Annotated in this window: 18 protein-coding genes and 1 tRNA gene; 13 read left to right on the top strand and 6 right to left on the bottom strand. The window is 50.5% G+C overall.

Annotated elements, in window-relative coordinates; genetic code table 11:
* The first annotated feature begins 12 nt into the window (after positions 1-12).
* Positions 13-1272, top strand: coding sequence for a tetratricopeptide repeat protein (locus HYQ67_RS06290; protein ID WP_237391127.1), 1260 nt, complete (start codon positions 13-15; stop codon positions 1270-1272).
* Positions 1273-1355: 83 nt separating this feature from the next.
* Here HYQ67_RS06290 and HYQ67_RS06295 read toward each other — a convergent pair whose 3' ends face one another.
* From HYQ67_RS06295 to HYQ67_RS06305, 3 genes are all read right to left on the bottom strand, one after another.
* Positions 1356-2252: a LysR family transcriptional regulator gene (locus HYQ67_RS06295; protein ID WP_202302469.1), complete on the bottom strand. Its 897-nt coding sequence runs from the start codon at positions 2250-2252 to the stop codon at positions 1356-1358.
* Positions 2253-2315: 63 nt separating this feature from the next.
* On the bottom strand, positions 2316-3257 hold the full coding sequence (locus tag HYQ67_RS06300; RefSeq protein ID WP_202302471.1) for a helix-turn-helix domain-containing protein: 942 nt from the start codon (positions 3255-3257) through the stop codon (positions 2316-2318).
* Between the two features lie 1016 nt (positions 3258-4273).
* Positions 4274-5758, bottom strand: a complete 1485-nt coding sequence (locus tag HYQ67_RS06305; protein WP_202302473.1) for an alanine/glycine:cation symporter family protein — start codon at positions 5756-5758, stop codon at positions 4274-4276.
* A gap of 783 nt (positions 5759-6541) precedes the next feature.
* On the opposite strand from HYQ67_RS06305, the gene HYQ67_RS06310 reads away from it, so the two are divergent.
* Genes HYQ67_RS06310 through kch form a run of 3 tightly spaced genes read left to right on the top strand, consistent with a single transcriptional unit; the run spans position 6542 to position 10028 of the window.
* The gene (locus tag HYQ67_RS06310; RefSeq protein WP_237391128.1) at positions 6542-7456 is read left to right on the top strand and encodes an acetamidase/formamidase family protein; all 915 of its coding nucleotides are present in this window, start codon (positions 6542-6544) and stop codon (positions 7454-7456) included.
* Positions 7453-8796: an APC family permease gene (locus HYQ67_RS06315; RefSeq protein ID WP_202302475.1), complete on the top strand. Its 1344-nt coding sequence runs from the start codon at positions 7453-7455 to the stop codon at positions 8794-8796. Before HYQ67_RS06310 ends, HYQ67_RS06315 begins: the two co-directional genes overlap by 4 nt.
* A gap of 53 nt (positions 8797-8849) precedes the next feature.
* Positions 8850-10028 (top strand): voltage-gated potassium channel protein, encoded by a 1179-nt coding sequence (kch, locus tag HYQ67_RS06320; protein ID WP_202302477.1) that lies wholly within the window; start codon positions 8850-8852, stop codon positions 10026-10028.
* A gap of 69 nt (positions 10029-10097) precedes the next feature.
* Here the strand turns inward: kch and HYQ67_RS06325 are convergent, their stop codons facing one another.
* Entirely contained in the window at positions 10098-10943 is an 846-nt protein-coding gene (locus HYQ67_RS06325; protein ID WP_202302479.1) for a 5'-methylthioadenosine/S-adenosylhomocysteine nucleosidase, read from the bottom strand.
* 233 nt (positions 10944-11176) lie between these two features.
* Here HYQ67_RS06325 and HYQ67_RS06330 point away from each other — a divergent pair.
* From HYQ67_RS06330 to HYQ67_RS06370, 9 genes are all read left to right on the top strand, one after another.
* Positions 11177-11264, top strand: a tRNA-Ser gene (locus HYQ67_RS06330).
* A gap of 584 nt (positions 11265-11848) precedes the next feature.
* Positions 11849-12646, top strand: coding sequence for an HpcH/HpaI aldolase/citrate lyase family protein (locus HYQ67_RS06335; protein ID WP_202302481.1), 798 nt, complete (start codon positions 11849-11851; stop codon positions 12644-12646).
* A 22-nt stretch (positions 12647-12668) separates the two neighbouring features.
* A complete protein-coding gene (locus tag HYQ67_RS06340) occupies positions 12669-13418 on the top strand; it encodes an electron transfer flavoprotein subunit beta/FixA family protein (RefSeq protein WP_202302483.1) in 750 nt (249 codons plus the stop codon).
* Positions 13419-13428: 10 nt separating this feature from the next.
* Positions 13429-14382: an electron transfer flavoprotein subunit alpha/FixB family protein gene (locus HYQ67_RS06345; RefSeq protein ID WP_202302485.1), complete on the top strand. Its 954-nt coding sequence runs from the start codon at positions 13429-13431 to the stop codon at positions 14380-14382.
* 14 nt (positions 14383-14396) lie between these two features.
* Positions 14397-15239: an HTD2 family dehydratase gene (locus HYQ67_RS06350; protein ID WP_202302486.1), complete on the top strand. Its 843-nt coding sequence runs from the start codon at positions 14397-14399 to the stop codon at positions 15237-15239.
* Between the two features lie 10 nt (positions 15240-15249).
* The gene (locus HYQ67_RS06355; RefSeq protein ID WP_202302488.1) at positions 15250-16413 is read left to right on the top strand and encodes an acyl-CoA dehydrogenase family protein; all 1164 of its coding nucleotides are present in this window, start codon (positions 15250-15252) and stop codon (positions 16411-16413) included.
* Positions 16414-16455: 42 nt separating this feature from the next.
* Positions 16456-17652, top strand: a complete 1197-nt coding sequence (locus HYQ67_RS06360; protein WP_202302490.1) for a CaiB/BaiF CoA transferase family protein — start codon at positions 16456-16458, stop codon at positions 17650-17652.
* A gap of 54 nt (positions 17653-17706) precedes the next feature.
* Positions 17707-19080, top strand: a complete 1374-nt coding sequence (locus HYQ67_RS06365; protein ID WP_202302492.1) for an MFS transporter — start codon at positions 17707-17709, stop codon at positions 19078-19080.
* 34 nt (positions 19081-19114) lie between these two features.
* Positions 19115-20800 carry an electron transfer flavoprotein-ubiquinone oxidoreductase gene (locus HYQ67_RS06370; RefSeq protein ID WP_237391129.1) on the top strand — a complete coding sequence of 562 codons (1686 nt, stop codon included), beginning with the start codon at positions 19115-19117 and terminating at the stop codon, positions 20798-20800.
* A gap of 7 nt (positions 20801-20807) precedes the next feature.
* Here the strand turns inward: HYQ67_RS06370 and HYQ67_RS06375 are convergent, their stop codons facing one another.
* On the bottom strand, positions 20808-21698 hold the full coding sequence (locus HYQ67_RS06375; protein WP_202302494.1) for a LysR family transcriptional regulator: 891 nt from the start codon (positions 21696-21698) through the stop codon (positions 20808-20810).
* 429 nt (positions 21699-22127) lie between these two features.
* Positions 22128-25238: an efflux RND transporter permease subunit gene (locus tag HYQ67_RS06380; protein WP_202302496.1), complete on the bottom strand. Its 3111-nt coding sequence runs from the start codon at positions 25236-25238 to the stop codon at positions 22128-22130.
* Positions 25239-25242: the final 4 nt, after the last annotated feature.

The raw sequence follows: 25242 nt of genomic DNA on the forward strand, positions 1-25242 counted from the left end.
TGAATCGTCGGGATGACAACATTAAATCGAAAATATTCCCTTTCTGCGATGCAAAAAAAGATCAATGTGTTTTCTGCTGGGTTCAAAAGGGCAATGCAGCTGGCAGATTATCCTGCGGCAAAAGACTATTGTGAAAAGGTGTTAGCCATTATGCCGGACAACAGTCATGTCCTGGCTGATTATGGATTAGCCTGCATGAGAAACGGTGATTATCAGCAGTCGTATGATATTTACTTGAATTTATATAAGAAAATCGATGTATCAGCACATCCTGGCAACTGGTTAGACGGTCTTGCTGAAGTTTGTGGCTGGTTAGGTAAAGAAGAGGAGCTGGCGTTTTTCGGCAACTTATCACTCACTCTTGCTGATGCCGGGTATCGTGATGGCCCTGTCTACCCTGCTATACAGATGTCACCACCAAAATTTGTTGCGACGCAGCAAGATAAAAATGTCATTGCATTTAGCCTCTATGGTGCGAATCCAAAATATACTGAAACGCTGGTGAAAAATGTGGAGGTTGCAAAAGACCTCTATCCAGACTGGACGTGCCGGGTCTATTTCAATAACAGCGTACCCGATCACGTTATTGACAGGTTACGCACGCAGAATGTTCAACTTATTGATATGTCTGAAGATGAAGGAATCCCTCCCACGATGTGGCGTTTTTTAGTCATGGATGATCCTTCCATTACACGCTTCATCGTCAGGGATGCCGACTCACTGATTTCAGAAAAAGAGGCTGCAGCTGTCGCTGAATGGCTCGATTCGAATTTTTGGTTCCACCATATGCGGGATTATTTCACCCATACAGACCTGATGTTGGCGGGATTATGGGGAGGCTGTAACGGCGTATTTAAAGATGTCCGAACATTGATGCATCAGTTTATCACCGGCTATAAGGGCGCAGAACGGTTCACCGATCAGCAGTTCTTGAAAAAAGTGCTCTGGCCAACGGTCCGCAAGAGTATTTTAAACCATGACGAAACGTTTAAATTTCACAATGCCCAAAGATATCCGGCACATGCTCCGGTGCGCTGGAAGACAGCAGCATTCCATATTGGAAGCAATGCGGGCTATTTGACAATCTCTGGAGCAGTACGCTCGTTAACGAACGGCAAACAGGCAATTGATTTGACGTTTAATAATACAAGTGTGACTTACTATGCCGACGCTAATGAACAATCATGGTCGCTCAATATGCCATTTTTTCTCATCGAACTGCTCCGTAAGGATGAACTAACTGTATCCATTAAAGATGCCAGTGATAAGTAAATGAGGGCCAGGGGAATTGTACTCTTTTCGAAAAAAACAAGTGGCCTACCAATGAAACCACTTGCCATAATTTATTGCTGTAGTTAATTTTGTTGATCACAAAGGATATTAAGGATATCGGCAACCCCTTCATCGTTAGCCAGAGAACGATGATAGTGTACATAGCAACTTAAGTTAAAATTACATGATCCCGGCATATCGTATGATTGCAAAGGAAAAATATTCTTAAGCATATTCTCAAACACTTCAGGAAGTGCAATTATCATGTTACTTTGGGCACAGCGTACTATTATGTTCATTAAGTTGCTACTTTCATACTTTATATTTCTTGTCTTTAGCAAATCAATTAGCCCTTCTTTATTATCACACGCTTTTTCTACAATGTTATCGACTCTTGACCAATCTGCGTGTTCACATTTATGCCAGTCGTCGATGGTGAGTATATCGCCGATTTCATTATTATCTTTACTCGCAAACACTTTCAGCTTTGAGCTAAAAAAAAACTTAGAGATGATCGCACTTTCATCCGGCAGTTGTGAACCAATATCAATGTCTACTTCCGAATTCCTAAGTTTTAAGATTCTTTCCTCATCTGATAAGCAAAGAGAGTTAAATTGAATGCGATATTTCCCGTTTTCAATGTCCCTTGCGTACAAATGTTGGCTTAAATAAAATTCAATCAGTGAGTAAGTACTGATCACGACTTCGCGATTAAATATACTTTGTTTCTCTACACTGACATCGTAGAGATGCTTAGTCAATTTGTGATATTTTTCTTGCAATGCGAAAGCATTTTCATCAGGAATCAGTCCCCTCCCACTACGGATAAAGAGCTTGTGACCGGTCGTTTTACGTAGTTCCTTGAGTAAATAATTAATTGATGACGACGATTTATTCACGGATTCCGCAGCACGCCGGATATTTTTATGAGTAACCAGTGCATCAATGACTTTCAATGTCTTTAAACTTATCTCATTCATTTAAAACACCTTGTCCTTATCTGGTGCAATACACAGCGATATGATCAATATTTGAAAAATTTGTTATGAAGTAATCTCTCCCTTAGGAGAAGCAGGAAATGTATAACGCGTGGCATCATCACTCCCATTAAATATATGTCCAAAGGATTCGATCACTCCCTCTTCTTCAAATAACTCGCTATTGCAGTGCAAATAACAATCATAAAAAATCTCTAACTTATCCGGTAACGGATAAGCCACCACCGGGAAAAAACTCTTTAATTTTTCCACAAAAAAGTCGGGGATTAGCATGACGGAGTCGCTGTAGGCACAGAACGCTATCAAATTCAGCGAATTTGCAGAGGTCAGAGAAGCATTTCCTTTTTCGAGATATTCTTTTGTTTGTATCGATGACTCGATATTGTTGCAAAAGTAATCCATTGTATCAGCCGACATTAACAGATTTTCTTTTATATTCCAAAGACTTCTCGCGTGCTCATCTGACATGTTTCTATTGTTCACACTGGCCAGCAGTGAAACTTTCGATGAGAACATCTTAATTTTCATGATATTGCTATCTTCTGGCAGTCTTGTGCCAATATCAATATCGACACTTTTATTTTTCAAGCTATAAATCCTTTCCTCACTACTCTTAGACTGCGGAAGATAGATAGTCTTGCATTTATTTTTTTTATTGTTCGAACTTAATGACTGCATTAGCTCTATCAGAGCATTACTTCTTATCGTCAGTTGCGTTCTGGGTTGATCTGTTACTTCACTTTCGCTCGGCGTTTCTTCCTTGAGCATGCTCATATATCTTGCACTGAGATCTCTTGCAATCGAATCCGGAATCATCCCTTTTTTGGTACGAATAAAAAGATGAGATCCTACCACTCCTCTTATTTTGTTGATTGCGTAACTCACTGTCGCAGGTGAAACCTCCAGTACCTCGGCAGTTTTAATCACGCTGCGATACTGGACTAATGTATGAACAATTCTGAGATGCTTAAGGTCAATAGTTTCCATTATGTATATATTCCCTTGCAGTTACCGCACTCGGTTTTCGGGTAAAAAAAACCCACACATAGCGGTGATGGTGGTTATATCTTTCGATATTCACCGCAAAAGCAGCATTTCGTAGCCAGTCCTACCCCTTTCTTAGCCGCAACCCATCCGAATATACATTTTAAATTAGTATAAAAAGTGGGTGATTAAAAATGATTATTTGTGAATAACTTGTAGCACCACCTTAACAAAATCCAGAAGACAATGTAACACTATGTTTTTAATATAAAATTACATGAAATCTGTTTTTTAATAAAATATATTTTATTTATAATTAATCTTAAAAATTCGATCAATAAAGGAGCAATTTTTAATATTTAAAATAAATAAACGGGAAATTGAATCAATATAAACACACGTCAATTCATTGATATTTAGAACAAATATTCAGTTATTGCTATTGATATCAACAATGGGTATAGGCCCTAAGTAAAATTCCATTTTTCCACCAGAGCTTTGATGTTTAAATTTAAATTAATAAAATTAATAATACAGCAACCTTAATTTTTTAAAACGTTAAAATCACTGATGAAAAACATGACTAAAGTCAGTTTTTTAGAATTTTGATCTGCACAAAGGAGCTCCTGGAGGATTCCCCACGATTTATCGTAGGTTTACGAAAAGAGTCTTCGATTGGCGAGCATCTGAATGGACGAAACATAAAATTAACATATCAACAACAACCTGGGCGGAATCCTTCTTGTTGAACAGAGCGTAAGGCAAGCAGTGAATGAGGTGTATTGAGGGCGCTGAATAGGGGAATGGAGAGTGAGACTTTCTAACCAACAACGCTATCATGAGCAAATAAACTCGAAAGCCGTTTCTTCATTTGAGGCGTACTAATTTAACAGCATCATTTAAGCATCATTCAAAAGTCGGAGAGGCCTGCCGGGGTGACACATATCCGTAATCATTAATAAGGACCTGGGAGCATTATAACGTCTGACCCAGGCCCTGAGGCTGCTCTTCATTAAGAGCTACCTGGTCACAGAAGAAACCTCATCCAGCCCTTTAGATCCCGCCTCCTTTCCTTCGTGACGATCGTACCAGTAATCTGCATTTTTTATATCCAGATTAGCCGGATCGAACACTGGGTCAATGCCTTCCGCACTCTGCTTTTCATAGTCCTTCAGGCAGGTAAAAGCGGTTTTGCGTAACAACACGATGGCAATGATGTTGAGCCAGGCCATCATGCCCACGCCCATGTCCCCCAGTCCCCATGCAAGATCTGCCGTTCGAACCGTTCCGTATACCGTCGCGCCCATGAGGCAAAGCTTGAGTAGAAACGTCAGCCAGGGGCGATTGATCTTCCGGTTGATGAAGGCAATGTTGGTTTCCGCAATGTAGTAATAAGCAATGATGGTCGTGAAGGCGAAGAAGAAGAGCGCAATGGCAACAAAGGCGTTACCAAACCCAGGCATCATGCTTTCCATTGCCGTCTGAACATAGCCAGGCCCTGCTGCCACCCCCGCAATCCCCGTATAAATAGCCTCACCTTCGACGCCCTGGACATTATAAAGTCCTGTTATCAGCAGCATAAATCCAGTGGCCGAGCAGACAAAAAGAGTATCGATATACACCGAAAACGCCTGGACCAGTCCCTGTTTAGCCGGATGGCTTACCGCGGCGGCTGATGAGGCATGCGGTGCTGTCCCCTGAGCCGCTTCGTTGGAATAGACCCCTCTTTTAACCCCCCACATAATGGCCTGTCCCAGAATGGCGCCAAACCCTGCTTCAAGACCAAAAGCACTTTTCCAGATCAGGAGAATAACGCCGGGGAGTTTATCAATATTTATAGCAATAATAACGCAGGCAACAATAATATAGCCAAGCGCCATAAATGGAACGACCATGCTGGTGAAGCTGGCTATTCTGCGTATGCCACCAAAAATAATAAATCCGAGCAGCAATGCTAACAGCGCAGCGGTGACATTGGGGCTGATACCAAAGGCAGTATTGAGTGCTGCACCGACAGAATTAGCCTGCACGCCCGGTAAAAGGATACCGCAGGAAAAAATAGTAACGACTGCAAATATCCATGCATACCATTTCATACCCAGCCCTTTTTCTATATAAAAGGCGGGGCCCCCACGATATTCACCATTGATTTTTTCTTTATAAACCTGCCCAAGCGTGGATTCAGCGAAAGCCGAACTGGCGCCAAAAAAAGCGACGATCCACATCCAGAATAATGCCCCTGGCCCACCAAAAGTAATGGCTGTTGCGACACCAGCAATGTTTCCCGTCCCCACCCGACCCGCCAGAGTCATGGTCAAAGCCTGAAATGAGGAGACACCAGCATCAGTAGCTTTCCCTTGAAAAATAAGACGAATCATACTTCTGATGTGGCGCAACTGGAGGAACCGACTGCGTAACGTGAAGTAAAGTCCGACAGCCAGACATAAAAAGATGAGCGCCGGACTCCATATCACACCGTTTATTGCACTAATTAATTCATTCATCTATGACCCCTTATCTATGCCGGAGCAAATTAATTTCAGAGAACATTAATCCCCGGGGTTTATTTTTCGGTTCAATTATTCACTGAATGAATCTGGAACATAGAGAATTCATGTTGCTGAGCCAAACTAATTCTGTCTTACATCTATTAAGTTGTGACACACCGCACGATTAATTGTCCGAATAGCGAAAAACAGCCTGAATATTAAATTTTTCGTGATAAGTAGCATAATTTGAATGTCGTCACTTTTATTAAAAATAAACAAAAAGCAATCGAAACAATAAATTTGTACTTTTAAATAATACTAACCAGCCTATTAATTAATACGAAAAGAGATGGTTTTAGCGGAATTTCTCGCCAAACTGACAATGGTCAGAGCCCCCTGAACAAGCACGGGATCGCCCACAGTTAGGTGCTGCCGGTGCAACCGGATAGCGCATAGCTCGTTCAGCTTTCTACCCAAATCAGAAGCTCCACAAAACCTTTACAGGGACACTGTGCTCATCTTACGACAAGTTGAGGGTGGACTATTTGGGTTGCAGATTGAGTCATGTTGCTCTGCATATTCTTCAGACCGATATTTCGTCCATATTTCGTTCTCAATTCCTGCGATCCCTCTGTCGCGCTTAAGTTTAGAAAATTAAAAAACCAAATTAAACAATCCGGTTGTATCGCCGCACGAACGCATTTGCTTTTGATTGGGGTAACCGTAAGATTAATGGCTCACTCCTTTTTCAAAAAGGAGAAGTAAAAGAAACAACAATAACAGCAGACAGGGAAAATAATGATAAGAATAAGCAACGAACAGGTTATCTACGCTATGTCCCGGGATAACCAACCCGTAGCAACGGTAAAAAGTGGAAATGAGGTCGTATTTGAAACCTGCGACTGTTTTTCCGACCAAATCACCGCCGAAGACACCGTGTTTCAGGCACTCGACTGGCAGCGTATTAATCCTGCCACCGGCCCGGTCTTCGTTGAGGATGCACAGCCAGGTGACGTGCTGCGCGTGACTATCAAGCAGATCAGCTTTACCCGCGAGCACGCCGTCATGGTCACCGCCCCGGGCCTTGGCGTAATTGGCGATGAGCTACACGCTCCGCAGGTTTCGATTATTCCCGTCGCCAATGGCAAAGCACGACTGACTGGTGGCATTGAGGTGCCCCTGCGGCCAATGATCGGCGTTATCGGCGTTGCGCCTGCTGGTGAGCCCATTTCCTGTGGAACACCAGATAGCCACGGCGGCAACATGGATTGCAAAGAAATTGTTGCTGGCAGCACCCTCTGGCTGCCGGTGAATGTACCCGGCGCGTTGTTTGCCCTTGGGGACCTTCACGCAGCGATGGGAGATGGCGAAGTCTCAGTTTGCGGACTGGAAATCCCCGGCGAGGTCACCGTAAAACTAGAGGTCGTTAAAAACCGCACTTTACCGCTGCCAATGCTGGAAAATGACCACACGCTGTTCACGCTGGCTTCCGCCCTGACGCTGGACGACGCCGCAGCGATGGCAACCCGCAACATGGCACATTTTATTGCGGACAATTCAGACCTGTCGCTTGCAGAAGCGATTAGCGTCATGAGTATTACCGGCGACCTGCAGATTTGCCAGGTCGTTGACCCGCTTAAAACCTGCCGTTTCGCCTTACCTAAAACCGTTGCCGTCCAGCTCGGGTTGTCCGTAGCCGGGGTGGAAGAATGAGCGTAGAACAATTTGGCTATAAGCAAGAGCTGCACCGGGTGCTGACTTTTAAGGATCTGCTCATTTATGGCATGATTTTTATGGTGCCTATCGCTCCCTTTGGCGTCTTCGGTTACGTCTGGGACGGTGCTAAAGGAATGGTCGCCCTCGCCTATCTCATCGGTATGGTGGCCATGTTTTTTACCGCCATGAGCTACTGGTCGATGTCACGGGCCTTTCCGGTTTCCGGCTCCGTGTATGCCTACGCCCAGCGTGGTATTCATCCGATGGTCGGCTTTTTCGCCGGCTGGCTGATCCTGCTCGATTATATTCTTGTCCCCTCCCTGCTTTATATCGTCAGCGCTGCGGCCCTGGCGCCTATGGTTCCCGGCGTACCGACCTGGGTATGGATTGTGGGCTTTATCGCGATTAATAGCCTCATCAACCTGCGAGGGATAACGTTTACCGCTAAAGCCAACAACACGATTCTGGTAGCCGAAATTATCGTGCTGGCAGTGTTCGTAGTACTGGGTCTGATCGCCCTTTATTCCGGCGCAGGTGCAGGACATTTAACGCTGGACCCGCTCTATAATCCGCAGAAGTTCAGTCTGCCGCTGGTCATGGGCGCGGTGTCCATTGCCGTGCTCTCTTTCCTCGGATTTGACGGTATTTCTACGCTGTCAGAAGAGACAAAGGATGGTGCGGATACGGTTGGCAAAGCCTCTCTTGTCGCACTGATTCTTGTCGGCTCACTGTTTATTCTCCAGACATGGATTGCCGCAGACCTGTCGCAAGGCATGACATTCTCAAGCCTGGATACCGCCTTCTACGATGCGGCTAACACCGCCGGAGGGCAGTGGCTCAAATATGTCACTATGTGGTCGACCGTCATCTCCTGGGGGATTGCAAATGCACTGGTCGCTCAGGCTGCCGTGTCACGCATCCTGTTTGCCATGGCCCGTGATAAACAGCTGCCGGCGCTGCTGGCCAAAGTTCATCCACGCCTGAAAACACCCTATGTCAGTACGCTGTTTGTTGCGGTCATCTCGCTGGCCTCTGGCCTGTGGTTTAACGGGGATATTGATAACCTGAGCCGTCTGGTCAACTTTGGTGCCCTGATGGGCTTTCTGGTGCTGCATGTGGCGGTCATCAATCACTACGTTATTCTTCAGAAATCACGTAACCTGGTGATGCATCTCCTCTTTCCACTGATTGGTTTTTGTATTATCGGCTTTGTGATTTACGAAATGGACGCCGAGGCAAAAATCCTCGGCATCAGCTGGTTGGGCATAGGGATTGTTTATTATCTCGTGATGCGGCTGCTGTTTAAGCGTAACGTTGTTCTCAACCTGGAAAGTTAACTCCGTGCCCCAGGCGTCGTGAGCTCCTGGGGCCGTGCAAAAATAGGGATGTTATGAAAGCATTTTCTAAACAGCTCACCCTTTTCAAATCGGTCTTCTTGCCCCATCGCTGGATTGGCTTCCTGACGCTCATTATCGGCGGTCTGTTTCTTAAACCGGTCTTGCTGGAGCTTTACCATCTCGTTCCCGAGGCTATGGGGGAGTTCCCGGGCTGGAAGGAGCTGATTTCTACTCTCGGGCTTCTGACGCTGCCGCAGGTGGTGCTCGGTATTGCGATTGTCCTGATGAGCATTGGCCTGTTTTTACGCGCGCGCGTGGCCTGGTCATTTTCATTAATTTTGCTGGTAGCGGTAGTGCTGTTCAATTTTCTGCTCCCAACCGGGGATCACCGCATCGGCTATCTCTCGCTGCTCAACTGCTTCTTTCTGCTGTGGTTCTGGCGGGATTTCAATCAGTCCAGCCTTGCTGCCGGTACGCTGTTTGCGTTGATAAGCTTTGCGTCTCTGCTGGTTTATTCGCTTTGTGGCGCGCTCTATCTGGGTGATGAGTTTCACCCGGTCATTAACGAACTGTCCACGGCGCTCTATTTCTCGACGGTCAGCATGTCCACAGTGGGCTTTGGCGATATTGTACCGGTGACGCCTTCTGCCCGCCTGTTCACCGTCTCCATCATTATTCTCGGCATTACCGTGTTTGCCACGTCGATCAGTGCCATTATTGGCCCGATGATTGGTGGCAATCTGAAACGCATTATCAAAGGAAGAATTTCACACGCCATGCGTAAAAATCACATCATTATCATCGGCGCGACACCGCTGGCGCTGAGCGTTTATAACGGACTCACAGCAAAGGATGAAACGGTCACCGTCATTATTCCACCGGAGGTGACGCACGATTATCCGCCGGAAGCGGACGTGCTGATGGACGATCCTTCATCTGACAAAACGCTGCGCGAAGCCGGGGCGGATAAAGCCCGCTATATCCTGGTGCTGCGCAATGATGATTCGGATAATGCCTTTATTGTGCTGGCTGCTAAAGAGGTGGTCAGCCCCGAGGCGAAGATCCTGGCGCTGGTCAATTCCGATAAAAACTTGAACAAGATTAAACGCGTTCAGCCGGATATCGTCTTCTCGCTTCAGACGCTGGCAAGCGAAATGCTGCTGCGTAAGCTGAGCGGCGAGAGCATGAACACCGACAATCTGATGGATCTGTTGTTCCAGGACGGACATTAACCAGGCTTGAGGGAAAGACTAAAAAAGCCGATGGGATCATCGGCTTTTTTGATTTTTAGTACAGCGTCATCAGTGGGTCTGAATTTTGGCGATGTAAGCTTTTACCACCTGGTAAACATAATCCTGACAGGCAAGGCCCGTCTGCGGATCGTATTTTCCCTGGTTGGTGATGTTGTTGGACAGAATACGAATACCGATAAACGGAATGTCGAACGCCGCGGCAATTTGTGCCGCAGAAGCGGTTTCCATCTCTTCAACGGAGGTCTGGTAGCTGTGATGGAAATGGCTGATACGGTCCAGTTCGCTGTTCCACATATCGGCTGAGCCGATAACGCCCTCCACTACGGAGCCCCTTTTGTAGCCGGCCTTTACGCTTTCCGCCACGGCCAGGAGCTGCGCGTCTGCCGGGAATTTACGGATGGTGTGCGGAGTTTTATCTTCTCCCGCGCTGCCTTTCGAGGCCAGCAAATCCATCGGCTTCCACTGCAATGAGTCGCTTCCCTCGCCCGCCGCCTTTTTCGGTGATTTAAAGGCCCCCAGGTTGACCGAGTATTTCCCCAGCACGATGTCGTAGACCTTCAGGGCCGGGTCATGACCGCCAGCGGTTCCCTGATTGATTATCGCCACCGGATGAAACTGAGTAGCAGCAATAGCCGTGGCCGCCGATGAGTTAGACATGCCCTTCAGCGTCTCTGAGACGATCACCGGATAACCGTCAACCGTGCCACGCCAGAAGCGCCAGCCCCCGATTTCAACCGCCTGCGGGTTATCGAGCCGCTGGGCGAATCGTTCCGCCTCAACGGGCATTGCCCCCTGTATAACCACAGGGCCTGCGGCACGCTGCTGCGCATAGCTAAATGAAGAAACGGCCGTACAGCAAACGGCCAGCGTCATCACGATTGTCTTTGTATTCATCACCACGGCTTCCCAATAAAACGCAAACGATTACTTTAACCAAAAACAGCCACTTAAGGTACTTTTTTAATCCAGCCGTCCGTTTTTGCCTGAGAGCAAAATGCACTTTTCACGCCCTTTGCTCATCCATTAAGCAAACGCGTTATAAAGAACAAATTACGCTTGACCAAAGCGGGCTGACTCCCTATAGTAGCGCCCCGTTGCCCCCCATAAGTGGGTAACAAAAACAATACGGTGAGGTGTCCGAGTGGCTGAAGGAGCACGCCTGGAAAGTGTGTATACGGCAACGTATCGAGGGTTCGAACCCCTCTCTCACCGCCACATTCAAAGAAGAGCTCGCATGCAAATGCGGGCTTTTTTTTCGCCTATAGCACCATACGAGAGAGGGTGAGAATCCTCGACAGGGTTCGACAACAGGCTTTAGCCTGTTGGACGTCAGGGACAGATATGGCCATGACGCCCGCAGGGTGAGCGCAGCGAATCAGCCCCTCTCTCACCGCCACATTAAAAGAAGAGCTCGCATGCAAATGCGGGCTTTTTTTTCGCATATGGTGGCTAAAATCATTGGTAAAAGCGTTCAAACACAGCATCTCTCTGCTTCATAGCACCTCAAAAACAACAATTGCGACACACAATGCAAACATTGAATTAAAAATTATTTTACAAATTACATTTCATTGTCTTTCCTTCCTAACACAAAATAATTGAAAACTAATATTTTTCAGTCTATTACCTTCAAACCACCGGCCTGTCTCCCCCGATAATATTCAGCTCGCCATAACAGATCTGCAGCACATATTTAGCTCTGACTAAATGGGTATTAGGCAAAAACTAATTCTGTAAACCCGGTAATTCCCCTATTCCTGTTAAGCATCCGATGTGGATTGTTTAACCAGGAGATAACCATGGCTGCCGTGCAGCGTTCCTTTCTTTTTGTTCCCGGCGACCGGCCTGAACGGTTTGAGAAAGCCCTCAACAGCGGAGCCGACGCGGTCATTATCGATCTGGAAGATGCCGTTACCGCAGACAATAAACAGCTTGCCCGCCAGAATGCCCTTGCCTTTTTCGCAAGCCAGCGGCAGGCATGGGTGCGGATAAACGCTGTAGATACCCCGTGGTATAGCGAAGACCTTAACGTTATCAGACATACCGGGTGTCTTGGGGTGCTGCTCCCGAAAGCAGAAGAGCCAGGCAAAATCATTCCCCTGACTCAGCCTGGAAAACCTGTGCTCCCCATCATTGAAACGGCCAAAGGCGCAATGAATGTCAGAGCGATAGCAGCGCTTAGCGGCGTACAGCGGCTGGTATTCGGTACGCTCGATTTCAGCCTGGATACCGGTATGGCGGATGATGAAAAGACGCTCGTTGCTATCCGCACCGAGTTGGTACTGGCCTCCCGAGTGGCTGACATCCTCTCTCCGATAGATGGTGTCACCACCGAATTTCGCCATAACACGTTAACCGCCACCAGCGCCCGCCATGCCAGCGATATGGGATTTGGCGGCAAGCTGTGTATCCATCCTTCGCAAATTGGCGTGGTGAATGAAATCTTCAGCTACTCCGCCGAAGAGATCCGCTGGGCGCAGGACATTGTCAACCTCAGCGAATCCGCCTTTGGTGCGCTCAGCCACAACGGGCGAATGGTAGACAAGCCGGTGCTGGAAAAGGCGAAAAAAATTCTGGCTCATCACCTTATGCCCTAACCCCTGATGGAGGGAATTCAAGATGAAAGTTTTAGTCTGTATCAAGCAAGTCGTTGACCATAAAGTCAAAATTCGCATTAAGCCCGATCGCTCCGGCGTGGATATCGCCGACTGCAAGCTCAGTATCAATCCCTTTGACGAGATTGCCGTTGAAGAAGCTGTTCGCCTGAAAGAGCAAGGCCAGATTGAAGAAATTATTGTCGTCTCCATCGGAGGTGTAAGGGTGACAGATGCTCTGCGCACGGCACTGGCTCTCGGAGCCGATCGCGGGGTTCATGTGTCAACCGACAGCCTGCTCGCCCCGTTGACGGTGGCAAAAACGCTGGCCGCTATCGCCAGAATCGAGCAGCCCGCATTGATTCTGGCGGGTAAGCAAGCCATTGATGATGACTGTAACCAGACGGGACAAATGCTCGCCGCCCTGCTGGCATGGCCTCAGGCCACCAATGCCAGCACCCTCATCCTCAGTGAGGATGCTCTTCAGGTGATTCGAGAGATGGATGGCGGTATGGAAACGCTGTGTCTGCAGCTGCCGGCGGTGGTCACCACCGATCTACGATTGAATACCCCGCGCAACATTAGTCTGCCCAATATCATGAAGGCGAAGAAGAAGCCTCTGACCGAGATGACGCTACAGCAGCTCGGTATAGATCCCACCTCCAGACTCACCCTGCTGAAAGTCAGCGAACCACCCCAGAGAGCCCCCGGTATTGTTGTCACCGATGTTGATGCCCTTATCCATAAGCTAAAAAACGAAGCAAAAGTTGTCTAAGGAGAATGCCATGCCCTCTTTAATTATTGCTGAACACAATGGCAGCACGCTGTTGCCATCAACTCGCAGCACCATTACGGCCGCTAAATACATCGATGACGACATTCACCTGCTGCTGATGGGAGATGACATCGCGGCGCTCGCCCATCAGGCCAGCCAAATCGATGGGGTTAGGGTGGTGTTTATGGTCGACAGCCCTGTTTTTAAGCATGTGCTCGCAGAGAACGTTGAGCTGCAGATCGGCACTTTTTTGCACCAGCAGGGAAACGTCTATCAGGCCATTCTCTTTCCGGCCAGCACCTATGGCAAAAACTGCGCCCCCCGTTTAGCGGCGAAACTGGATGTCTTCCAAATCAGTGATATCACCGCCGTTATCGATCCGCATACTTTCGAGCGCCCAATCTACGCCGGTAACGCCGTGGCAACGCTCCGTAGCAATGACACGATCAAGGTGATTACAGTCCGCCCTACAGCCTTCGAACCTGCTACCGATGGGGGCAACGCCCGTGTTGAGTCGATCGACGCCATTTCCGGGACTCAACAGACTGAGTTCATCAGCCAGCAGGTCACACAAAACACTCGTCCGGATCTGCAGGCTGCGAAAATTATTGTCTCCGGCGGGAGAGCCCTGGGCAGCGCCAGCGCTTTCGCGGAGGTCGTGGAAAGGCTCGCCGATACGCTCGGTGCTGCCGTGGGGGCCAGCAGAGCCGCCGTAGATGCAGGCTACGCCCCGAATGATTATCAGATTGGCCAGACCGGCAAAATTGTCGCTCCCCAGCTTTATATTGCGCTGGGGATTTCCGGGGCGATTCAGCATATCGCCGGGATGAAAGAGTCCGCGGTAGTGGTGGCTATCAATAAAGATCCTGATGCGCCTATTTTCGCCGCCGTGGACTACGGGCTGGTTGCCGACCTCTTTACCGCCGTTCCTGAACTGATTGAAAAATTGCCCTCCAGCCACTGATGACAAGGACATTTATGTCAACCGCAACCTTATGGCAGCCGGCGCCACTGCACGATGCCGATTGTCTGGCAACGGGGCCAGCTAACCGCCTTGCCGCTATGTTCGACACCGCAATAAAGCCACTTAAAGAGGGAGATGCGCTCCCCGAACTGTGGCACTGGCTCTATTTTTTGCCAGCGGATCGTCAGTCAGCACTGGCAGCCGACGGGCATCCTGAAAAAGGGCATTTCCTGCCGCCAGTATCTTTACCAAGAAGGATGTGGGCTGCCAGCCATTTGCTCTGGCACTCCCCTTTCAGGTTGGGTGAAGCGATCGACAAAACCTCCCGCGTGAAGCAGGTCAGCGAAAAAAATGGCCGCAGCGGAAAACTGGTTTTTGTCGATGTAGAGCACCACTACACCGCAGGTGAGAGGAAGGTGTTAACCGAAGTTCATTCTATTGTCTACCGGGAGCGAGCTTCCTCCTTCGCCGCGGAAAGGCGTAACACCAGCAATATGGAACTGCCACAGGCGCAATTCTCACAACAGATTGTCCCCGATCCCAGACTGCTGTTCCGTTACTCCGCCCTGACATTTAATACCCACCGTATCCATTACGATCTTGATTACGCCAGGCACGCCGAAGGGTATCCGGGGCTGGTCGTTCACGGGCCACTCACGGCTACATTGTTGGTGAATCTGCTGCGGAAAACCGTCCCGGACATCAGGATCCATAGCCTGCAATTTAAGGCTCTGGCGCCGCTGTTCAGCCCCAACCCAATCACACTCTGCGGCCGTATCGATGGTAATGAAGTCACCCTGTGGGCCTGTGGCCCGCAGAATTTGCTGTCCATGAAAGCAACGGCATTACTCAACTGAGGGCAATTTAATGAAAAGCATTGAACAGGACAATTATCAGGACATTCGTGAGGCTGTACGTGCGCTGTGTGCCGGGTTCAGTGATGAGTACCATCGCCAGGTGGATGAGAAGAAAGGTTATCCGGAGGCCTTTGTGGATGCGCTGACGCAGGCGGGATGGCTTGCGGCCCTGATCCCCGAAGAGTATGGCGGTGCAGGCCTGGGACTGACGGAAGCATCGGTCATCATGGAGGAGATCAACCGCTCTGGCGGCAATTCAGGTTCCTGTCACGGCCAGATGTATAACATGAACACCCTGTTACGCCACGGCTCAGAGCAACAGAAAGCGTTCTGGTTACCTCGTATTGCCAGCGGGGAATGGCGGCTCCAGTCGATGGGGGTCACAGAGCCTACCACCGGCACCGACACCACCAAAATCAAAACTACGGCCATTAAAAGAGACGGTCGCTATGTCATCAACGGCCAAAAGGTCTGGATTTCTCGGGTACAACATTCGGACTGGATGATCCTGCTGGCGCGCACGACCCCTCTGTCCGAGGTACGCCGCAAATCTGAAGGTATGTCAATTTTTATGGTTGATATCAAAGAAGCCATGCAAAGCGGCATGACGGTTCGCCCCATCGCCAACATGGTCAATCACGAAACCAATGAGCTGTTCTTTGAAAACCTCGAAATCCCGGAGCAAAACCTAATCGGTGAAGAGGGGATGGGATTTCGTTACATCCTGGATGGGCTAAATGCCGAACGCACGCTGATTGCCGCAGAGTGTATTGGTGACGGCTACTGGTTCCTGGACCGCGTCACTAAGTATGTCAGCGAGCGCGAAGTGTTTGGCCGCCCTATTGGGCAGAACCAGGGGGTGCAGTTCCCGATTGCCGAAGCTTTTATTGAAGTGGAAGCGGCGAATCTGATGCGTTTCAAAGCCTGCGAACTCTTCGACAGGCATCTCCCCTGTGGCGCACAGGCCAATATGGCCAAATATCTCGCCGCTAAAGCTAGCTGGGAAGCTGCCAACGCCTGCCTGCAGTTCCACGGCGGATACGGCTTTGCTAACGAATATGATATCGAGCGAAAGTTCCGTGAGACCCGGCTTTACCAGGTCGCGCCTGTCTCGACGAATCTTATCCTCAGCTATATCGCCGAGCACGTGCTGGATCTGCCGCGTTCGTTTTAACGATCCGACTTCTCTTTTTCTGGCTGAAGCCGGAGGTCTTATATGAAACAGTTACCCTTGACGGGGATCACCGTGGTCTCCATTGAACATGCGATCGCCGCCCCATATTGCACCAGGCAACTTGCAGATTACGGCGCTCGCGTCATCAAAATAGAACGCACGGGCAGCGGTGATTTTGCCCGTGGTTACGATGAACGAGTAAACGGTATTTCGTCGCATTTTGTGTGGACCAACCGTTCAAAAGAGAGCATCGCGGTGGATCTCAAAACCCCCGCGGGGCAAGCGATCCTCAAACAGCTGATCGCCAAAGCAGATGTGTTTGTGCAGAACCTGGCACCCGGTGCGGCAGCCCGTATGGGGCTTGACTGGGGCACCCTGTCGGCAGCACACCCCGGATTGATTGTCTGCGATATTTCCGGCTACGGGGATGACCCCCAGCAACCTGGCCCTTATCGCGACAAGCGGGCTTACGATCTGCTGATTCAGGGAGAGTCAGGATTTTTATCTGTCACCGGCACACCGGAAGCACCCTCGAAAGCGGGCAATTCGATTGCCGATATCTCCGCGGGAATGTACGCGTTGACCAATATCCTGGCGGCCCTCCTCCAACGTAGCCTGAGCGGTAAAGGCCGTAGAATCGATATCTCGATGCTCGAAAGCATGGCGGAATGGATGGGATACCCCCTCTATTACACCTTTGATGGGGCAGTCGCCCCTGTTCGTACCGGCGCGGCACATGCCACTATTTACCCTTACGGTCCCTTTCCGGCTCAGGGTGACGAATCCATTCTGATGGGCATTCAGAACGATCGTGAGTGGCAGCGCTTCTGCCAGACGGTAATTGAACGCCCGGAGCTGGCAAAGGATGACCGCTTTGCGCAGAACTCTTCACGAGTGCAAAACCGCGTGCTGCTGCGGGAGATTATCGTTTCTGTGTTCCGGGATTTTAGCGCCGCAGAGCTGATTAACCGGCTGGAGGCAAGCCAGATAGCCAACGCCAGAATGAGTGATATCAGCGACTTATGGACCCATCCGCAGCTGAGCGCCCGCAAACGCTGGGTTGATATCACTACCCCCGCCGGGACAGTCCCAGCCCTGTTACCGCCGGGTATCAGGGATATCAGGGATACACAAATGATGGCGGTACCTGCGCTGGGTGAACACACGAGCAAAATCCTCAAAGAGCTAAATTACAGCCAGCAACTTATTAATGAAATGCGTACCAATAACATCATCTGACACTTAATTATAAAAACATCTACCTCATATTCTCTTTATCGTGGAGTACACCTTATGAATACAACGAATGACATCGCCGAGGGCCGCACGCATGACATAAGTAATAAACTAAGAGTCAAATCCATACTGAGTGCCTGTGCAGGTAACCTTGTTGAGTGGTATGACTTTTTTATTTATGCCTATACGTCGATCTATTTTGCTGCGCTCTTTTTCCCAGACGGTAATCAGACCACGCAATTAATGGCCACCGCAGGCATCTTTGCGGTTGGCTTTTTTATGCGCCCGATCGGCGGCTGGATTTTTGGTTATATTGCCGATAATAAAGGCAGAAAAATCGCCATGATCATCTCAATTTTCCTGATGTGTGGCGGATCGTTGCTGATTGCTTTCCTGCCGACCTACGAATCGATTGGCGTCATCGCTCCCTTATTGCTGTTGGTTGCACGTTTAATGCAGGGGTTATCGGTTGGTGCGGAGTACGGCACTGGTGCGACATATATTAGTGAAATATCCCGTAAAGGGACGCGCTGTTTCTTTGGTTCTTTTCAGTACATGACCATCATTGCCGGGCAATTGCTGGCGCTGCTCACGGTCTCGGTGCTGCAGTTTGTGCTCAGCGCCGAAGAGATGCGGGCCTGGGGCTGGCGCGTTCCGTTCCTGATTGGCGCGGTGAGCGCAATCATCGTGGTCTGGCTGCGCCGTCATATGGTAGAGACTATCGCCAACAAGAAAGACAAAAATGCGCAGGCTGGTACGATCAGGGAGCTGATGAAATATAAAAAGGCCATCATTGTCACTTTATTCATCACCATGGGCTGCTCGCTCTACTTCTATACCTTCACCAGCTATATGCAGAAGTTTCTTGTCCTCTCCGTAGGCCTGCCCCCAGAGAAAGCTGGTTTCATCATGACGGCTGCGCTGGTGCTGTTTATGTTTCTGCAACCGGTATTTGGCGCGCTTGCCGATCGTATTGGCTCAAGAAACAGCATGATGTTGTTCGGGTTGCTCGCCACCTTCTTTGTTATCCCACTAATGCAGACACTGCAGGGGGCGAATGACATCTGGACCGCTATGGCTCTGGTCATTGCCGGGTTATTGATTGCCAGCTTCTATACCCCTGTAACAGGGGTCATGAAAGCGGATCTGTATCCGGCCAACGTCCGGGTGTTGGGCGTTTCACTTCCCTATGCTATCGGCAACGCCCTTTGTGGAGGCACCGCAGAATATATCGCGTTATATACACGATCTGTCGGTGTTGAGAGCCATTTCTATATTTATGTCGCGGTCATGACTTTCCTCTCCTTTGTTGCCGCCTGGATGCTACCGGATTTGAAGAAGCACGGTTGGCTGGATGGCGACGGCAAGATCGAAGAGATGACCGTCCTGCGTAATAAAAAAGCTGCGCTGATTTCAGACACTCAGCTTTGATTGCCGTTTCTGTTGCTGACTACAGGAGTCAATAATGACTGATTTTTCTTCCACAAGTCCGTTAGCACGCGAAACCATGGAATGTGATGTGCTGATAGTAGGGGCGGGTCCGGCAGGTCTGGCGAGCGCTATCAGGCTAAAAACACTGGCCGATGCCGCAGGTCAACCGCTCTCTGTGATTGTTATAGATAAGGGATCGGAAGCTGGCGCTCATATCTTAAGTGGTGCCGTGATGGATCCTCGTGCACTCAATGAGCTGATTCCAGACTGGCGGCAACAAGGGGCTCCGCTGAAACAGGCCGTCACCTGCGAGGACGTTCTACTTTTGTCAAAGCACAAAGCCTGGCGAGTCCCTGACTGGCTCGTACCGGGCAATCTTCACAATCAGGGGAATTTCATTATTAACCTTGGCAATCTGATTAAATGGCTGTCGGATTATGCGGAAAAACTCGGCGTCGATGTCTTTGCTGGCTTCCCGGCCAGCGAAGTGTTGTACAACAACGAGGGCGTGGTTATCGGTGTTGCTACCGGAGATGCAGGCCGTGACCGCGAAGGCCATCCCAAAATGGAGTTCCAGTCAGGCATTGAGATACTCGCCAGCTATACCGTGTTTGCGGAAGGGGCCAGAGGACAGCTAGGAAAAGAATTAATTGAACAGTTTCAGCTGGATGCAGACAAAGCGCCCCCCAGTTTCAGCCTCGGTATCAAAGAGCTTTGGGAAGTCCCGCAACGCTTGTCCCGACCCGGTCTGGTCGTGCACACCACGGGATGGCCAATGGACGCCGAAACCTTTGGTGGAGGGTTCCTTTACCATCTCGATAATAATAAAGTCGCCGTCGGGATGGTGATCGGCCTTGACTATCCTAATCCCTGGTTAAGCCCTTTTGAGGAGATGCAACGCCTCAAAACACACCCGGCTATCTGCCAGCATCTCGTCGGGGGAAAACGCCTCGGCTACGGAGCACGAACCATCAATAATGGGGGCGTACCTTCCATGCCCACTCCCTGTTTTGCCGGTGGTCTGCTGATTGGTTGCAATAGCGGGACGCTCAACGCCAGCCGCATTAAGGGTAGCCACACCGCGATGAAAAGCGGGATGATCGCTGCAGAGGCCATTTTCTCTGCCCTTAGTGCGGGTCGGCGTCATGACGTGCTGATTGAGTATCAGCACCAGCTGCAACAGAGTTGGCTGTGGCAGGAGTTGACCCGCGCCAGTAACTTCAAACCCTGGTTCAAAAAAGGCCGTCTTACTGGTTTGCTGATGACGGGTATTGAGCACTGGCTGCTACCCCGGCTGGGTATCCGCACCATTCCCTGGCAACTAAAGCACCACCAGCCCGATCACGCCACGCTGCAACCCGCCAGTCAATGCCAGAAAAAGCAGTACGCCCGACCTGATGGCATACTGACTTTCGACATTCCCTCCTCGGTCTACCTCAGCAACACCTGGCATGAGGAGGCGCAGCCGGTACATTTAAAACTTAAGGACCGGGGCATTGCGTTGACGGTAAATTATGCGCTCTACGCCGGGCCGGAGGGGCGTTATTGTCCCGCAGGGGTGTATGAATATTTGCAAGATACCGCAGGGCAAACGCCACGCTTACAGATCAATGCGCAAAATTGTCTGCATTGTAAAACTTGCGACATTAAAGATCCCCGCCAGAATATTCGCTGGGTGGCACCAGAGGGGGGGGGCGGACCAAACTATAGCGGGATGTAAATCGGATTTATGAGGGCTGCGGCGCCAATAATGAGACCAGCTGTTGGGCAAAACCTGGCAACTGGTCAAAGCGACGGGCGCAAAGGTGTAACTGACGAAATGCCCAAATATCCTCCAGATCTATAATCGTGAAGTCGTGAAGTTGTTGCAGGCGCGAAGCAGCCGAAAAAGGCATAACCCCAATCCCTACTTTGGCAGCCACCATGCGGCAAAAAGTTTCAAAATTCCCCACCTGAATGCGAATTTTCAGTTTTCGGTTAATCGCCTCAGCCTGCTTTTTGATGAACTCATACATGCCGGTTCCCTCCGGCAGCGTGATATGTTCGTAGTGGGTTAACTCTGCAAAGCTGACATTTTTCAACGCCACCAGAGGATGATCGTTCGCGGTGATAAGAACCAATTTATCAGTGCGAAACGGCAATAGCTCCAGGCTGTCATTCATGATGTTACCGGCCACAATCCCCAGATCCGTTGTCCCGTCAATCACTGAACGGACAATCTCAGGACTGGGGTACTCCCGCAGATCGATATCCACATCATTGTACTGCGTCAGATACTGGCTAAGCAGAGGTGGCAGATATTCAGCAATAGCCGTAATACTGGCAAAAATGCGCACATGACCTTTTATGCCTTTCACATGCTCCTGCATATCGCTGTGCAGCCGCTCATGTTGGTTAAGAATCAGCCGAACATGGTAACAGAATGTCTCACCCGCAGGCGTCAGCCTCACTCCCTGGCTGCTGCGGTAGAACAGTCGCAGTTTAATGCGCTCCTCCAGGTTTTTTAACCGTACGCTCGCCGAGGCAGCCGACATAAAGGCTTTTTGCGCCCCCTGGGTCAAACTCTGCTGCTCGCTGATGGCAAGGAACAGCTTCAAATCAGTAATATCGAAGTGCATTTTGCTATCCGTCTGTTTCAGCCAGAGGTGAATTTATCACCTTGTGGTGCAAGGAAAAATCATCACCTTCCGTCGAATACCTGGCTTGTGACATTGATCGTTAACAGGGGAACAGAGACGTATTATTGCAGTTTAAGGGAGGCTTTTTTTCGTCTTTAAAACACCCGGTCATACACTTCGTTTATCCACCTACAGTCACCCGCTATTCCGAGCGCATAAAAAAGCCCGAACCTGGGTTCGGGCTTTAGGTTGCTGACAAAGAAGGAAAAAGCGTGGTTTTTCCTTCTTTGTAGTAAGCAGCCGAAAATCAATGAATTGATTTTCCTTGTTATTTATTCGGTGAGATCTTTGCGAAACGCATTCGCTTTAGGTTTGTCATCAGTCTGAAACCCGAACCTGAGTCCGGGCTTTCTGCACTTCAGCACTTCATTACTCTTTCGGCTTGCTGAACCGCTCTCTTATCACCACGAAGAACACCGGCACAAAGAAGATGGCCAGCAGGGTTGCCGAGAGCATCCCGCCCATCACCCCCGTCCCCACGGCATTCTGCGCACCGCTCCCTGCCCCGCTACTCATCACCAGCGGCAGCACGCCGAGGATAAAGGCCAGCGAGGTCATCAGGATTGGGCGCAGACGCATACGCACCGCTTCAAGCGTCGCATCCAGCAGGCCTTTGCCCTCTTTCTCCATCAGATCCTTGGCGAACTCCACAATCAGTATCGCGTTCTTCGCCGACAGGCCGATGGTGGTCAGCAGTCCCACCTGGAAGTAGACGTCGTTGTTCATACCGCGCATTGCCGCAGCAAGCAGAGCCCCGACCACGCCAAGCGGCACGACCAGCATGACCGAGAACGGAATCGACCAGCTTTCATACAGCGCCGCCAGACACAGGAAGACGACGATAAGCGAGATGGCGTAAAGTGCGGGCGCCTGATTACCGGACAGCCTTTCCTGGTAGGACATCCCCGTCCAGTCGTAGCCGATACCGGAAGGCAGTTTCGCCGCCAGTTTCTCCATCAGGTCCATCGCCTCACCGGTACTTTTGCCCGCTGCCGCTTCGCCTAACAGCTCCATCGACGGCAGGCCGTTATAGCGCTCAAGGCGAGGTGAGCCATACATCCAGTGGGATGTCGAAAACGCGGAGAACGGCACCATCTGACCGGAAGTTCCTCGCACATAGAGATTGTTGATATCCTTCGGCAGCATGCGGTAACGCGCATCGGCCTGGACATAAACCTTCTTCACGCGGCCATGATCGATGAAGTCGTTAACGTAGGAGCCGCCGAGCGCCGTGGCAATCGTCTGGTTGATATCCGCGAGATTCACGCCGAGGGACTGCGCTTTCTCCTGGTCAATCTCCAGTTTGTACTGCGGCGTATCTTCAAGACCGTTTGGACGCACGCGCACCAGCAGGTCCGGGTGCTGTGCCACCATCCCAAGCAGTTTGTTACGTGCCTGAGTCAGCGCCTGATGTCCCAGGTTTGCCTGGTCTATCAGCTCAAAGTCGAAGCCTGTTGCCGTACCCAGTTCGATAATCGCCGGCAGATTGAACGGGAAGACCAGCCCGTCACGAATCTGGCTAAAGGCACGCGTCGCTCGCTCAACGATGGCCCCCACGCCGTTTTCTTTACCCGGACGCTCCTCCCACGGTTTCAGGCTGATAAACGCCAGGCCGGAGTTTTGCCCCTGGCCGCTGTAGCTGAAGCCGTTCACCGTAAACACCGACTCAACGTTAGCCTTCTCGGTGTTCAGGTAGTAATGGGTTATCTGGTCGAGCACCTTCTGGGTTCTTTCCTGAGTCGCCCCCGCCGGCAGCTGCACCATGGTCATAAAGACGCCCTGGTCCTCTTCCGGCAGGAAGGAGGTTGGCAGGCGCAGGAAGAGCACGGCCATGCCTATCACAATCAGCAGGTAGAGCAGCAGATAGCGTCCGGTATTGCGCAGGATGTTGCTGACGCTGTCGGTGTAGTGGTGCGCGCTCTGGTCAAACTTGCGGTTAAACCAGCCAAAGAAGCCGCCTTTATGGTGCGCTTCGGGATCGACAGGTTTGAGCAACGTGGCGCACAGCGCCGGGGTGAGGATCAGCGCGACCAGCACGGACAATGCCATTGCCGATACGATAGTAATGGAGAACTGACGGTAAATTGCCCCGGTCGAGCCGCCGAAGAAGGCCATTGGGATGAACACTGCAGAGAGCACCATCGCGATGCCCACCAGCGCCCCCTGAATCTGCTCCATCGATTTTTTGGTGGCCTCTTTCGGCGAGAGATGATCTTCCACCATCACGCGCTCGACGTTTTCCACCACCACGATGGCGTCATCCACCAGCAGGCCTATCGCCAGCACCATGCCGAACATCGTCAGGGTGTTTATCGAGAAGCCAAACGCCGACAGCACGGCAAACGTCCCCAGCAGCACCACCGGCACGGCGATGGTCGGGATCAGCGTCGCGCGGAAGTTTTGCAGGAAGAGATACATCACCAGGAACACCAGGATTATCGCTTCAAACAGCGTTTTCACCACTTCATGAATCGAAATCTTCACGAACGGCGTGGTGTCGTACGGGTAGACAACCTTCATGCCCTGCGGGAAATAAGGCTGCAACGAGGCCAGTTTGGCTTTAATGGCCGCTGCGGTGTCCAGCGCGTTCGCGCCGGTCGCAAGCTTGATCCCCAGGCCTGCCGCGGGCTGGCCGTTGATTTTCGCCACCACGTTGTAGTTTTCTCCGCCCAGTTCGATACGCGCCACATCGCTTAAATGCACGACCGAACCGTCGGGATTCACCTTCAGCGTTACCCTGCCGAACTCAACCGGATCTTTCAGGCGCGTCTGGGCGATGATTGAGGCGTTCAGCTGCTGATCTTTCACCGCAGGCGTACCGCCGAGCTGCCCGGCGGCAACCTGGTCGTTCTGCACCTGGAGCTGGCTGACCACGTCGCCCGGATTGAGCTGGTATTTGTTCAGCGCATCGGCATTCAGCCAGACGCGCATCGCGTACTGCGCGCCGAAGAGCTGAACGTCCCCCACCCCGTTGGTCCGGCTGATCGCATCCTTCACGTTGGAGGCAACGTAGTCGGAAATATCGTCCTGGGTCAGTTTGGCGTTATCAGAGATGAAACCGGCCACCAGCAGGAAGCTGCTGGAGGATTTTTCCACGCTGATCCCCTGCTGCTGTACTTCCTGCGGCAGCAGCGGCATCGCCAGCTGGAGCTTGTTCTGCACCTGGACCTGGGCGATATCCGGGCTGGTGCCGGAGTTAAACGTCAGGGTAATGGTCACGCCGCCGGCCGAGTCGCTGGTGGAGGACATGTACATCAGGTTATCGATGCCGTTCATGTTCTGCTCGATAACCTGGGTCACGGTATCCTGCACAGTCTGCGCATCGGCCCCCGGATAGGTTGCGGTTATCGCTACGGCGGGCGGCGCAATCGTCGGGTACTGGGCAACGGGCAGCTTAAAGATCGCCAGCGCCCCGGCGATCATCAGGATGATCGCCAGCACCCACGCAAAGATAGGTCGTTCAATAAAAAACTTAGCCATTACA

The sequence above is a fragment of the Dryocola clanedunensis subsp. sulfonylureivorans genome (assembly GCF_016756775.1).
In the GTDB taxonomy this organism is placed as follows: Bacteria; Pseudomonadota; Gammaproteobacteria; order Enterobacterales; family Enterobacteriaceae; genus Dryocola; species Dryocola clanedunensis.

Bases quoted from the DNA above. Each gene is read 5' to 3' on its own strand.
- HYQ67_RS06340 (WP_202302483.1), top strand. From the start codon at position 12,669: ATGAAAGTTTTAGTCTGTATCAAGCAAGTCGTTGACCATAAAGTCAAA.
- HYQ67_RS06380 (WP_202302496.1), bottom strand. From the start codon at position 25,238: ATGGCTAAGTTTTTTATTGAACGACCTATCTTTGCGTGGGTGCTGGCG.
- HYQ67_RS06305 (WP_202302473.1), bottom strand. From the start codon at position 5,758: ATGAATGAATTAATTAGTGCAATAAACGGTGTGATATGGAGTCCGGCG.
- HYQ67_RS06355 (WP_202302488.1), top strand. From the start codon at position 15,250: ATGAAAAGCATTGAACAGGACAATTATCAGGACATTCGTGAGGCTGTA.
- HYQ67_RS06295 (WP_202302469.1), bottom strand. From the start codon at position 2,252: ATGAATGAGATAAGTTTAAAGACATTGAAAGTCATTGATGCACTGGTT.
- HYQ67_RS06300 (WP_202302471.1), bottom strand. From the start codon at position 3,257: ATGGAAACTATTGACCTTAAGCATCTCAGAATTGTTCATACATTAGTC.
- HYQ67_RS06325 (WP_202302479.1), bottom strand. From the start codon at position 10,943: ATGAATACAAAGACAATCGTGATGACGCTGGCCGTTTGCTGTACGGCC.
- HYQ67_RS06370 (WP_237391129.1), top strand. From the start codon at position 19,115: ATGACTGATTTTTCTTCCACAAGTCCGTTAGCACGCGAAACCATGGAA.
- HYQ67_RS06315 (WP_202302475.1), top strand. From the start codon at position 7,453: ATGAGCGTAGAACAATTTGGCTATAAGCAAGAGCTGCACCGGGTGCTG.
- HYQ67_RS06350 (WP_202302486.1), top strand. From the start codon at position 14,397: ATGTCAACCGCAACCTTATGGCAGCCGGCGCCACTGCACGATGCCGAT.
- kch (WP_202302477.1), top strand. From the start codon at position 8,850: ATGAAAGCATTTTCTAAACAGCTCACCCTTTTCAAATCGGTCTTCTTG.
- HYQ67_RS06360 (WP_202302490.1), top strand. From the start codon at position 16,456: ATGAAACAGTTACCCTTGACGGGGATCACCGTGGTCTCCATTGAACAT.
- HYQ67_RS06290 (WP_237391127.1), top strand. From the start codon at position 13: ATGACAACATTAAATCGAAAATATTCCCTTTCTGCGATGCAAAAAAAG.
- HYQ67_RS06335 (WP_202302481.1), top strand. From the start codon at position 11,849: ATGGCTGCCGTGCAGCGTTCCTTTCTTTTTGTTCCCGGCGACCGGCCT.
- HYQ67_RS06345 (WP_202302485.1), top strand. From the start codon at position 13,429: ATGCCCTCTTTAATTATTGCTGAACACAATGGCAGCACGCTGTTGCCA.
- HYQ67_RS06375 (WP_202302494.1), bottom strand. From the start codon at position 21,698: ATGCACTTCGATATTACTGATTTGAAGCTGTTCCTTGCCATCAGCGAG.
- HYQ67_RS06310 (WP_237391128.1), top strand. From the start codon at position 6,542: ATGATAAGAATAAGCAACGAACAGGTTATCTACGCTATGTCCCGGGAT.
- HYQ67_RS06365 (WP_202302492.1), top strand. From the start codon at position 17,707: ATGAATACAACGAATGACATCGCCGAGGGCCGCACGCATGACATAAGT.